The sequence below is a fragment of the Rubricella aquisinus genome (assembly GCF_014199445.1).
Taxonomy (GTDB): domain Bacteria; phylum Pseudomonadota; class Alphaproteobacteria; order Rhodobacterales; family Rhodobacteraceae; genus Rubricella; species Rubricella aquisinus.
Genome location: NZ_JACIJS010000003.1, coordinates 210,421 through 222,059, shown reverse-complemented (window position 1 = coordinate 222,059; position 11,639 = coordinate 210,421). Strand labels below are relative to the sequence as shown.

Here is an 11,639-nt window from a genome sequence, read left to right as displayed (position 1 = left end):
AACCTGCAACAAAACAAGGGGCGGGCCGGCCCCCCATCCCGGGGAGGGAAACGCATTGAAGCGTGTGCTGATCGTCGAAGACGAAGCGAACATTGTTGAATCGCTGATCTTCCTGCTGGAGCGGGACGGGTTTGAGGTGGCAACGGTCGCCGATGGTGCCGCCGCACTTGACCGGATAGCGGCCTTTAACCCGGATGTGGTGCTGCTTGACGTGATGCTGCCAAGCCTATCGGGCTTTGACATTCTCAACCAATTGCGCGGCTCGGATGCTCATGCAGACATGCCCGTGATGATGCTGACCGCAAAGGGCCAAAGCAAGGACCGCGACCGCGCGATGGAACTGGGCGCCACAGTCTTTGTGACCAAGCCGTTCTCTAACGCGGAGATCGTGGCGCATGTGCGTCAGATGGTCGGGCAGGAGAAGGCCGATGGCGGCTGAGCCTTCCTCCCCTCCTGTGGACAGCGCGACCGATCCGCGATCCCTCGCGCCACGCGGGCGCAGGCGACGTTATGATGCAGCGCTTTTGCTGCCGCTCATTGGCGCGGTGGCGATGATGCCACCCTTTGCCAATCTGTTTACCGGGGGGCAGGGGCTGTTCGGCATTCCCTCTTCCGTGCTCTATCTATTTGGCGCGTGGGCTTTGTTGATCCTGTTTGCACGGCTGCTGTCGCGAAAGCTCATGGCCACGCCCCCGCCGCCGTCCTCCCGCTGATGCTGACCCTAGACCTCATCATTGCTGTTTGCGTCGGCTATGTGATCGTGCTGTTCGGCGTTGCCTATTGGGCGGAGGAACGGGCGCGGCGGGGGCAGTTCGGCTGGTTACGCTCCCCGCTGGTCTATACGTTGTCGATCTCCGTCTATTGTACGGCATGGACGTATTACGGCGCGGTCGGGTCAGCAGCGCGCAATGGGCTCGAGTTTGCCGCGATCTATGTCGGACCGACGCTCGTGTTCATTGGCTGGTGGTTCATCCTGCGCAAGCTGGTGCGTATCGCGCGTGAGCAGCGCACGACCTCCATCGCGGATCTTTTGTCCTCCCGCTATGGCAAAAGCACCCGGATCGGGGTGATCGTGACCGTGATGCTCGTGATCGCAACGACGCCCTATATCGCGCTGCAACTGCAATCCCTGACCGTCAGCTTCAAGGTGTTCCTGCCACCTGAAGAAGCCGCACTTGAATTCGGTGATGTGACCGCATTCTGGATCGCAGCGGGACTTGCGGTGTTTGCGATCCTGTTTGGCACCCGCAATGTGGATGTGAACGAGCGGCATTACGGGGTCGTCACCGCTATCGCGCTTGAAGCCGTGATCAAGCTGGTGGCACTGACCAGCGTTGGGCTTTACGTCGTGTTCTGGCTATCGGACGGGCCGGGGGATGTGTTCTCCAATCTCGCGCAACCCGCCCTCCTGAGCGAAGATATCTTCGGCGCACGCTGGGCGACGCTGGTGTTTTTGTCCGCCACTGCTGTGATCTGCCTGCCGCGGATGTTTCAGGTCACCGTGGTGGAGAATGTGGATGAGAGCCATCTGGCCACCGCCGGATGGGCATTTCCGCTCTATGTTTTTGTCATCTCCCTTTTTGTGCTGCCCATCGCGATTGCGGGCATGACCCTGCTGCCCGAAGGCTCCAACCCCGATCTCTTCGTACTGACCGTCCCTCTGACGCAAGGGCAGAACGGATTGACGCTGCTCGCGTTTCTGGGCGGGTTTTCGGCGGCAACGTCGATGGTGGTTGTGTCAACCATCGCGCTGTCGACGATGGTGTCGAACCATATCGTCATTCCGATTTGGCTGGCCATTGCGCGGCATGACACACGCTCCAGCGGGGACATTCGCCGGGTTCTGCTGCTCGCGCGCCGGATGAGCATCGCGGTCATTCTGGCGCTTGGCTATATTTACTACCGGCTCACCGGCGGCACCGGCTCATTGGCCAGTATCGGCCTGATCGCCTTTTGCGGCGCGGCGCAGCTTTTGCCATCCGTAATCGCGGGGATTTACTGGCAGGGGGCGACGCGGACAGGGGCGATCCTTGCCGTCTCATCGGGGTTTGCGGTCTGGGCCTATACGCTGTTTTTGCCCAGCTTCGAGGGTGCGTTCCTGCTCAATGCCGCACTGATCGAGGCCGGGCCCTTCGGGATCGAAGCCTTGCGACCGCAGGCGCTGTTTGGCGAGGATTTCTCCGATCCGCTGGTCCATGCGCTGTTCTGGAGCATGACCGTGAATATCGGCGCGCTCATCGCCGGATCGTTGTTTTCCCGCCCCCGTGCGCTGGAGACCCTACAGGCTGGCGTGTTCACCGATGTGTTCAAGCGCACCGCAGATCGGCCCGGCATGGCGCTGCAACGCACCGCGAAATCCGAGGATCTGTTTGAATTGGCGCAGCGCATTCTGGGACGGGAGGAAGCGCATGAGATGTTTACCGAGGCGGCGCGCGCGCAGGGCAAACCCTACGGCCTGCCCGATGCCGACCCCACCCTGACACAGCGGCTGGAGCGGGAACTCGCCGGGGTGATCGGGGCGGCAGCGGCCCACGCGATGGTCACGCAAATCTCAGGTTATGGCGCTGTGACCGTCGGCACGCTGATGCGGATGGCCGATGAGACCGCGCAGATCATGGAATACACCCACCGGCTGGAGGAAAAGTCCAACGAGCTTGAGGAAACCGCAGAACAGTTGCGCCGCGCCAATGTGCAGCTCAAGGCGATTGGCGTGCAAAAGGATGCGTTCCTCAGTCAGGTCAGCCATGAGTTGCGCACGCCGATGACCTCCATCCGTTCCTTTGCGGAAATCCTGCGCGAAGGCGCGGATATACCGCCTGAAAAGTCGAAACGCTTTATCTCCATCATCCATGATGAGAGCCAGCGGCTGACCCGGCTGTTGGATGAAATCCTTGATATCAGCGTGCTGGAGGGCGGGCAGATCACCCTGCGGCGGGAGGATGTAACCCTTGATGCGGTCCTGACCCATGCCATCGCCGCGACAGAGCCTCTTTTGACCGCGCATAACGTGACCCTGACCCGGCCCAAACAAGCCCCCGATGTGGTGGAGGCTGATTTTGACCGGCTGGCGCAGGTGTTCATCAACGTCATCTCGAACGCGGTCAAATATGGCCGGGGCGATCCTGCGCGGATTGATATCAGCACTGGCGGCAGCCGTCATGTGCTGGAGATTGATATCTCCGACAACGGCCCCGGTATTTCCCCGGTGGATCGGGAGCGGGTGTTTGAGAAATTCGCGCGTCTGGGGGAGACGACCCTTGCGGGGGGCGCGGGGCTAGGCCTGCCGATCAGCCGGGAGATCATGCGCAATCTGGGCGGAGAATTGAGCGTGACCGGCAAAGGGCCGGGTGCCACCTTCCGGATCAGCCTGCCGCGTCGAGGATCACCCGCGCTGTCATCAGATCAAGATGCGCACCCCCTCCATTCTTGAACACGGTGATGTCGCCGTCTGACTGCCGCCCGACTTTTCCCGCTGCCAGATCGCGAAAGTCACCCAACACATCGGAGCGTGAGATGACGCCCGCGGCAATCGGGATTTTCAACTCCCCGATATGGTCAAGCGTGGTGTCAAAGCTGTCCACAAAGATACGGCCCCGTTGCAGGGCCGCGTCATCCGCCTCTCGCATGTCGGCAGTGAACGCGCCGATCAGGTCAAGGTGCTGACCGGGGCGCAAATCGGCCCCTGCGATGATGGGCGTTTTTGTCAACGTGCAGGTGGAGATGATATCAGCCTCTGCCATCGCCTCCGAGAGGTCATCCGCGATCTCGATATGCGGATGCAGCGTGCGCAGCGCCTCCGCACGGGATCGCGTCCGGTTCCAGACGGTGATCTTTTGAATACCGGGCAGAACCGCCGGATAGGCTTCGATCAGCGATTGCGCGACCCGGCCCGCGCCAACGATCAATAGATGCTGCGCATTCTTCCGCGCCAGAAACCGCGCGCCCAGAACACTGTCAGCGGCAGTTTTCCAATAGGTGATGAGCGCATTGTCGATCAGGGCGACCGGCGCGCCGGTCGTGTCGTCAAAGACCAGCATCCCGCCTTGCACGCTCGGCAGGCTCGCCGCGACATTCTGCGGAAACACCGTGACCGATTTCACGCCAACGCCAAGCCCGTCGATCCATGCCGCGCGGGACAACAGTATGTCGTCGCCGCGGGTCAGGAACTGATCCCCGATCTGAGCTTTCGTGCCCTTGTGCCCAGCCTCCATCGCATCGCAAAGCCGCACCCAATCCATGCGGCCCGCAACGTCATCCGGCCCGATGACGGGGATGCTGGTCATGGGCGGATCGTCTTTGCCACCGCTTTGGCAAAGCGGTCGATATCGTCAGGATGGAAGCCCGCGATGTTCATCCGGCTGTCGCCCACCATGTAGATCCCATGCTCCGCGCGCAGGGTTTCCACCTCCGCCGGGGTCAGCCCAAGGCGAGAGAACATGCCGCGATGTTCTGCGATGAAATTGAACCGGTCCGAGTTTGTTTCCCGCTTCAACGCTTCCGCAAGGGCAACGCGCAGGCCAGTGACACGCTCGCGCATGTCCTTAAGCTCTGCCTGCCAATCCGCCGTCAGATCCGCGTCACCCAGCACGGTCGCCACGATCGCGGCGGAATGGTGCGGGGCAAAGGAATAGTTCAGCCGGTTGATCGCGGCCAAGGCACCTTCGGCCATTCCCGCGTCCTCCGGCGTTTCTGCCACGACAATCGCGGCCCCGGCCCGATCCCGGTAGAGCCCGAAATTCTTGGAAAAGCTCAGACCAATCATCGATTCAGGCAGGCGCGACACCATGGAGCGGTAGCCCGCAGCGTCCTCCTCCAACCCATCGCCCAGGCCCAGATAGGCCAGATCAATCAGCGGCACCCAGCCGCGCAGGGCCGCATGGGTCGTCAACGCCGCCCATTGGGTAAGGTCCAGATTGGCTCCCGTGGGGTTGTGACAACAGCCGTGCAGGATCACGATATCGCCTTCCTGCACATCATCGAGCGCGGCCATCATCGCGTCGAAATCCACAGCACCCGTGGCCTCGTCATAATAGGGGTATTTCGCAATCGGCAGGCCCATATGGCGCAAGATCGCCTCATGGTTCGGCCAGCTTGGATCGGAAATCCAGTATCGCGCGCCGGGCCGCGCCAGTTTGCACAACTCAAACAGGCAATGCAGCGCGCCTGTCCCACCGGGCGCCTGAGAGGCCGTGACGCGCGCAAGGTCAACCGTGTCTCCCACCGCCAGCGGCTTGACCGCCGCGAGATACGCCGCGTCGCCAATCAGGCGATTGTAGGTCTTGGTCGTTTCGGCCTGAAGATTGGCCGTCTCCGCGGCGCGCACCGCACGCATGATCGGCGTCGTGCCACTGTCATCGCGATAGACACCGACACCAAGGTCGATCTTTCCTTCCCGCGGATCGGCGGCATAGGCGGCGATCAGGGCGATAATCTTGTCAGCGGGTTGGGGCTTCAGCGCCTCAAACATGGGCGGTCTCCTTTTCAGGCAATCATGCGTCGGCGGGTGTCGGTGCCGACCGGGACAAATCCCATCTTCTGGTAAAGCGGCAGCGCGCTGGGATGATCAAGCGTGCAGGTGTTCACGGTCACAAGCGGGGCGGTCGCTCGATCCCACAGTTGATGGATCGCCCAGTTGAGGAACGGCTTGCCAAGCCCCTGCCCCACCGCGTCCGGCATCATCCCGAAATAGGCAAGGTCCGCGCCATCATCATAAACAAAATCGAGCACGCAAAAGCCCAATTCCCGCCCGTCGCGCATCAAAACGTAAATCGGGCGGTCGGGATGGGCATAATGCGCCTCAGCCTCCGCCGCCGGGCGGGCAAGCCAATCGGTCCATTCATAGGGGCCCCCGACGGTGCGGTAGAGGCGCAGAAACTGATCCGCGCCCACTTCCCCGATGCGTGTGTCATCGGGCAAGGCAAGACGCTCCGCCGGGCGGGTGCGCATCTCCAGATCGGTGACGACGTATTCGACCTCTCGCGTCATCCCGTCTCGACCTTGAGGTCGGGATACATGCCCCATTCCGACCAAGAACCATCATAAACGGCGGTCTGCTTGTGGCCCAACACATCCAGCGCCAGCGCAAGGATAGAAGCGGTCACGCCTGAGCCACAGGTCGTGGTGATCGGGCGCGCCAGATCGACGCCCGCCCGCTCGAACACGTCGCGCAACTGATCGCGCGATTTCAGCGTGCCCTGTTCGGTCAGAAGGTCACGGTAATAGACATTGAGAGAGCCAGGAATATGGCCCGCGCGCAGGCCCGGGCGCGGCTCTGGCTCCTCCCCGCGATACCGGGCGGGGGAGCGCGCATCGACGATCTGCTCGTCCTTGAGTTTCACGGAGCGCGCCACTTGCGTCACATCCCGCACCAGCGACGCGTTGCGCCGGGCAGTGAAGTGACGGTCCCGCATCAGGGGCGGCAAATCTTCGGTCTGCCGTCCTTCCGCGATCCATTTGGGCAGGCCACCATCCAGCACCGCGACATCCTCTTTCCCGAAATGTCGGAACAGCCACCACACCCGCGGGGCAGAAAACATGCCCGCCCCATCATAGACGATCACCCGGTGCCCATCGCCAATGCCCATCGCCCGCATCCGGGAGATGAACTTTTCCACCGGCGGGGCCATATGGGGCAGGTCGGAACTGCTGTCCGAAATCTCGTCAATGTCAAAGTAGCGTGCGCCGGGGATGTGCCGCTGGCCATATTCCGCGCGCCCATCCCGCCCTTCGGCAGGCAAATACCAGCTTGCGTCCAGCACACGCACATCCGGCGCGCCAAGGTGCCGTTCCAGCCAATCGGTGCTCACAAGGGGGGAAGCGGACGTTGCAGCCATTGGGGTCTCTCCTGCCTATCGGTCTCAATTGGCATAGCGTCGCCCGCCCGTCCGATCAAGGCGCAGGCGCGGCCCATCGGCCATTCGGTCACAAAAACAGGGTCATCCCCGCGCCATAGCGCCCTTCGGGCCGGGCGGCAAAGCCATGTCGCGCATAAAATGGCTCAAGCCCCGCGACCGCCATCAGGCCGACGGTCAGGCCAGCGGGGGCCTCCGCACGGATCGTGCGCATCAGGCGCTCCATCAACGCCTCGGCAATCCCCTGTCCGCGATGGGCGGGATCGACGATCAAGTCTTGCACATAAAGATACATCACCCCGTCCCCGACCGTGCGAACCATCCCGATCAGCCGCGCGCCGTCCCATGCGGACAGGCAATGGGGTGACGCCGCGAGGGAGCGGGCAAGGGCCGCCTCATCGACAGCGCCCCAACCGGTCACGGAGCGCAAGGACGCGGCCTCAGCGGCACTTGGCCGCCTGTCACTCAGGATCATTGACCTGCCATCGCGCGGGCCTCTTCCCGCTTACGCTTCGCATCGCCACGGCGCATGATCCACGCGGCAAGGAAGAGGCCAAGCGCCACGGCCGCGATGACGATGGTTCCCAGCGCGTTCACATCGGGGCTGACACCCAATCGCACCTTGGAATAGATCACCATCGGCAGCGTGCTCGACCCCTGCCCGCTGACAAAGCTCGCGATCACCAGATCGTCGAGCGACAGCGTGAACGCCAACAGCCAACCGGAAATGAGTGCAGGCGCGATCACCGGCAGCGTGATCCCAAGGAAAATCTGCGGCTGGCGGGCACCCAGATCCCGCGCGGCCTCCTCAATCGAGCGGTCAAACCCGGCAAGACGCGTCTGGATCACCACCGCGACAAAGGCCATGCCAAAGGTCGCATGCGCGATCACGATGGTCGTGACGGACCGCCCGGCAGGCCAGCCGATCAGTTGCTCCATCGAGATGAACAGCAGCAGGAGCGACAGACCTGTCACCACCTCTGGCATCACGATGGGGGCCGTTGCCATGGCCGTGAATACGGTGCGCAAGCGAAAGCCGCCGAACCGGCTCAGGACATATCCGATCAATGTGCCGAAGGCCGTGCCGATCGTGGCCGACAGCACCGCCACCTGAAGTGATACGAAGGCCGCATCTAGAATTGCTTCATTCGACCAAAGCTCGACATACCAGCGGGTTGACCAGCCGCCCCAGACGCTGACCAACTGGCTGGCGTTGAACGAATAGATCACGAGGATCAACAGCGGCACATAAAGGAGCGCAAACCCCGCCAGCGCCAATATAAGCATCACCCAGCGCATCAGTCCCTCAACGCGGAGGTGTTCCGCAACAGCATGAACGGGATCACCAGCAGGGCCAGCATCGCAATCGCCACGGCAGAGGCCACGGGCCAATCGCGGTTGCGGGTGAACTCGCCCCACAGGACGTTGCCGATCATCGGGCTGTCCTGTGCACCCATCAGATCAGGGATCACGAATTCCCCCACCGCCGGGATAAACACCAAAAGACACCCTGCAAGGATACCGGGCAAAGACAATGGCAGCGTGACGGTCCAGAAGGTCTGGAACGAATTGGCGCCAAGGTCCGCGGCGGCCTCCAAGAGGCTGCCATCGAGTTTCTCCAGCGTGGAATAAAGCGGCAGCACCATCAGCGGCAGATAGGTGAACACGATGGTCAGATAGACCGCGAAGTCGGTCTGCATCATCTGGATCGGCGCATCGGTGATGCCTAGTCCCATCAGGGCCGAGTTGATGAACCCACCCTGCCGCAACATGCCCATCAACGCATAGATGCGCAGGAGCGAGGAGGTCCAGAACGGCAGGATGACCAGCATCAGGAGGATATTGCGCATCCCTGGCTCGGCCCGCGCGATCATATAGGCCATGGGATAGGCGACAAGAAGGCACAGGAGTGTGGCCCCCAGCGCGATCTTAACCGAGCCGAGATAGGCGATCCAATAAAGGTCATCTTCGGTCAGGAAGATGTAGTTGTCGAAAGAGCCAACAAAGCGCGGCACCCCCCCATCCCACTCAAAGGCAGGCGAATAGGGTGGAACGCCAAACTCTGGCGCACCAAGGGAGACAAGGAACACGATCCCGAACGGCACCAGAAAGAAAATAAGGAGCCACAGGAAAGGGGTTCCTATGACAAGCCTTCGGCCCAGCGCGCCACTGATCCGGTCGCGCATGGTCATCGAGGGGTGCTCCCGCACGTCGCTGACGCTCCCTTTGGGCCGGGCCGCCGCGTGTGCCACGCGGCGGGTGCCTCCGGCGGGAGGTATTTAGGGAAAAAAGAAACGGGGCGTGCGCGATTCGGCTGCGGGTCAAGGGCGGCGGAGCCGGCGCCGACAGGCGCTTCACCCTTGAGGCGCGGGCGAATCGTGTCCCATCCTTGACGAGGTGACCTGAGGAACAGCCTGTTCCTCAGGCACCTCAGTGCAGGAAAACGGCGCGCAGCGCCGCCCGACCCAAAGGGAGCGGCCCGTAAGGGCCAGCGACGTGCGGGAGCGCCACCCGTCATTGGCGCAACACCAGTGCAGCCTCGGGCGCGAAGGCGATCCGCACCGGCGTGTCCCAGTCCACGGGCCGTTGGCCCTGCCGTTCGGTATTGGGTTTCGTGACCTTCAACGCCGCGCCACTTGCCGTGCGCAAGCGATATTGCGTATCGCCGCCCCTGTAGCCCAGATCATCCACGACCGCGTCATAGCCGGGGGCGGCGGTGTCCGTGGACAGCGCGATCTTTTCCGGGCGCACGGCGAGCCAGACATGCGCCCCAGCAGGCGGCACCTCCCCATCGCAGGCAGCCTCCACCGCGCCCAAAGCCTCGCAATGCAAGGCAGCAAGCCCCTCCGACCGGCCCGGGCCTGTCACCGTTGCCTCCAAAAGGTTAATGTTGCCAATAAAATCCGCGACAAAGCGGGTTTTAGGAAACTCGTAGAGTTGCCGCGGTGTGTCCACCTGCACGAATTTCCCCGCATCCATCACCGCGATCCGGGTGGCGAGCACCATCGCCTCTTCCTGATCATGGGTCACCACGATGAAGGTCGTGCCGGTCGCGTCAAAGATGTTCATCAATTCGAACTGCGTGTCCTCCCGCAGTTTCTTGTCCAGCGCCGAAAGCGGCTCATCGAGCAAGAGCACCTTTGGCTTGCGCGCCAATGCGCGCGCCAGCGCCACGCGTTGCCGCTGGCCGCCGGACAATTGGTGCGGTTTGCGTTGCGCCAGCGCCTCCAGCTTCACCAGCCTCAGCATCTCCGCCACTTGGGTGGCGACCTCTGCCTTTGCCAGCCCCATCCGGCGCAAGCCATAGCCCACATTCTCTGCCACGGTCATATGGGGAAACAGCGCGTAGGACTGAAACATCATGTTGACCGGGCGGTCTGCGGGATCGACGCCGCGCATGTCCTTGCCGTCGATCTCAATCGTGCCGCTGTCGGGGCTTTCAAACCCCGCCAGCATGCGCAGCAATGTGGATTTGCCAGACCCAGAACCGCCGAGGAGGCAAAACAGCTCCCCGGCGTCGATATCGAGGCTCAGGTCATCGACTGCGGTAAAGTCGCCAAACGTTTTGACGACATTCCGCAGGCGAATGATCGGCGCGGTCACGCCTTATTGACCTGTCTTAACTTGGGTCCAGAGCCGGTTCACGATCCGGTCCGTCCGCGAGTCGTAGACCTCAGCCCCCCAAAGGCGGGCCTTGGCTTCCTCAGTCGGGAAAATGCCCGGATCGCTCGTGATTTCTGGATCGACCAACGGCATGGAGGCCGCGTTTGCGTTCGCGTACCAAACATAATTGGTGATATCGGCGGTGATCTGCGCGTCCATCACGAAGTTGATGAATTCATGGGCAAGGTCAGGGTTCGGCGCATCGACCGGGATCGCCATCATGTCAAACCACTGCAAAGCGCCCTCTTTCGGGATCACATAGGCGATCTCGACCCCATTCTCTGCCTCTGCCGCGCGGGCCTGTGCCTGAAACACGTCGCCGGACCATCCCACCGCGACACAGGTGTCGCCATTCGCCAGATCGGTGATGTATTGGGAGGAATGGAAATAGCGGATATGGGGCCGCACGCTTTCCAACAACTCGGCACCCGCCTCGAAATCGGCCCGGTCGGTGGAGCGCGGGTCAAGCCCGAGATAGTTCATCGCCGCGGGCAACATCTCTGTCGGGGCATCCAGTAGGGAGACGCCACATTCGGCAAGCTGGGATACAATCTCAGGATCAAACACCAGAGACCAGCTATCCGTCGGCGCATCCTGACCAAGGATTTCCGCAATTTTCCCAGCGTTATAGCCGATGCCCGTCGTGCCCCACATATAGACCACGGCATGGGTGTTGTCCGCGTCATAGGCAGCGGCATTGGCCATCAGGCCCGCATCCATATTGGCAAGGTTGGGCAGCTTGGATTTATCGAGCGGCTGGTAGATCCCGGCCCCGATCTGACGGCGTAGGAAGTCGGAGGTCGGCACCACCACGTCAAAGCCGGTATTGCCCGCGAATAGACGCGCCTCAAGCACTTCGTTGCTGTCATAAACGTCATAGTTGACCTTGACGCCGAACTGCTCCTCGAATTTCGCGATCGTGTCCTCCGCGATATAGTCGGACCAGTTATAGACGTTAAGCACACGCTCCTGCGCGGACGCGACACCGGTCGCGGCAACGAGGATGGCTGCGGTCATTGTGACTGTGGTTTTCATGTTTGTGACACTCCCTGCTGGCGTCGATTCATCACACTTCCTATGATGGTAGCGAAAGGCCGCGAAACTTCAAACGATATGCGCGGAAGG

12 protein-coding genes are annotated in these 11,639 nt (G+C 62.0%); 3 read left to right on the top strand and 9 right to left on the bottom strand.

Going from position 1 to position 11,639, the window contains the following annotated elements; genetic code table 11:
• Window positions 1-64: 64 nt before the first annotated feature.
• The 3 genes from FHS89_RS06015 to FHS89_RS06005 are packed head-to-tail and all read left to right on the top strand — an operon-like array spanning window position 65 to window position 3,430.
• Window positions 65-439 carry a response regulator transcription factor gene (locus tag FHS89_RS06015; protein WP_343051353.1) on the top strand — a complete coding sequence of 125 codons (375 nt, stop codon included), beginning with the start codon at window positions 65-67 and terminating at the stop codon, window positions 437-439.
• A complete protein-coding gene (locus FHS89_RS06010; protein ID WP_184009887.1) occupies window positions 429-713 on the top strand; it encodes a hypothetical protein in 285 nt (94 codons plus the stop codon). The genes FHS89_RS06015 and FHS89_RS06010 overlap by 11 nt, the downstream gene beginning before the upstream one ends.
• Entirely contained in the window at window positions 713-3,430 is a 2,718-nt protein-coding gene (locus FHS89_RS06005; RefSeq protein ID WP_184009554.1) for an ATP-binding protein, read from the top strand. The genes FHS89_RS06010 and FHS89_RS06005 overlap by 1 nt, the downstream gene beginning before the upstream one ends.
• Here FHS89_RS06005 and FHS89_RS06000 read toward each other — a convergent pair.
• The 9 genes from FHS89_RS06000 to FHS89_RS05960 all read right to left on the bottom strand — a co-directional run bounded on the left by FHS89_RS06000 (window position 3,363) and on the right by FHS89_RS05960 (window position 11,531).
• Window positions 3,363-4,283: an ornithine cyclodeaminase family protein gene (locus FHS89_RS06000; RefSeq protein ID WP_184009552.1), complete on the bottom strand. Its 921-nt coding sequence runs from the start codon at window positions 4,281-4,283 to the stop codon at window positions 3,363-3,365. The genes FHS89_RS06005 and FHS89_RS06000 overlap by 68 nt on opposite strands.
• On the bottom strand, window positions 4,280-5,467 hold the full coding sequence (locus FHS89_RS05995) for an amino acid aminotransferase (protein ID WP_184009550.1): 1,188 nt from the start codon (window positions 5,465-5,467) through the stop codon (window positions 4,280-4,282). The genes FHS89_RS06000 and FHS89_RS05995 overlap by 4 nt, the downstream gene beginning before the upstream one ends.
• Window positions 5,468-5,481: 14 nt before the next feature.
• Entirely contained in the window at window positions 5,482-5,985 is a 504-nt protein-coding gene (locus FHS89_RS05990; RefSeq protein WP_184009548.1) for a GNAT family N-acetyltransferase, read from the bottom strand.
• Window positions 5,982-6,833, bottom strand: a complete 852-nt coding sequence (gene sseA / locus FHS89_RS05985; RefSeq protein ID WP_184009547.1) for a 3-mercaptopyruvate sulfurtransferase — start codon at window positions 6,831-6,833, stop codon at window positions 5,982-5,984. Before sseA ends, FHS89_RS05990 begins: the two co-directional genes overlap by 4 nt.
• Before the next feature lie 88 nt (window positions 6,834-6,921).
• Window positions 6,922-7,326, bottom strand: a complete 405-nt coding sequence (locus tag FHS89_RS05980) for a GNAT family N-acetyltransferase (protein WP_184009546.1) — start codon at window positions 7,324-7,326, stop codon at window positions 6,922-6,924.
• On the bottom strand, window positions 7,323-8,150 hold the full coding sequence (locus FHS89_RS05975) for an ABC transporter permease subunit (protein WP_184009545.1): 828 nt from the start codon (window positions 8,148-8,150) through the stop codon (window positions 7,323-7,325). The genes FHS89_RS05980 and FHS89_RS05975 overlap by 4 nt, the downstream gene beginning before the upstream one ends.
• Window positions 8,150-9,043: an ABC transporter permease subunit gene (locus FHS89_RS05970; RefSeq protein ID WP_246413621.1), complete on the bottom strand. Its 894-nt coding sequence runs from the start codon at window positions 9,041-9,043 to the stop codon at window positions 8,150-8,152. The genes FHS89_RS05975 and FHS89_RS05970 overlap by 1 nt, the downstream gene beginning before the upstream one ends.
• A gap of 322 nt (window positions 9,044-9,365) precedes the next feature.
• On the bottom strand, window positions 9,366-10,454 hold the full coding sequence (locus FHS89_RS05965; RefSeq protein ID WP_184009544.1) for a polyamine ABC transporter ATP-binding protein: 1,089 nt from the start codon (window positions 10,452-10,454) through the stop codon (window positions 9,366-9,368).
• Between the two features lie 3 nt (window positions 10,455-10,457).
• Window positions 10,458-11,531 (bottom strand): polyamine ABC transporter substrate-binding protein, encoded by a 1,074-nt coding sequence (locus tag FHS89_RS05960; protein WP_246413619.1) that lies wholly within the window; start codon window positions 11,529-11,531, stop codon window positions 10,458-10,460.
• Window positions 11,532-11,639: the final 108 nt, after the last annotated feature.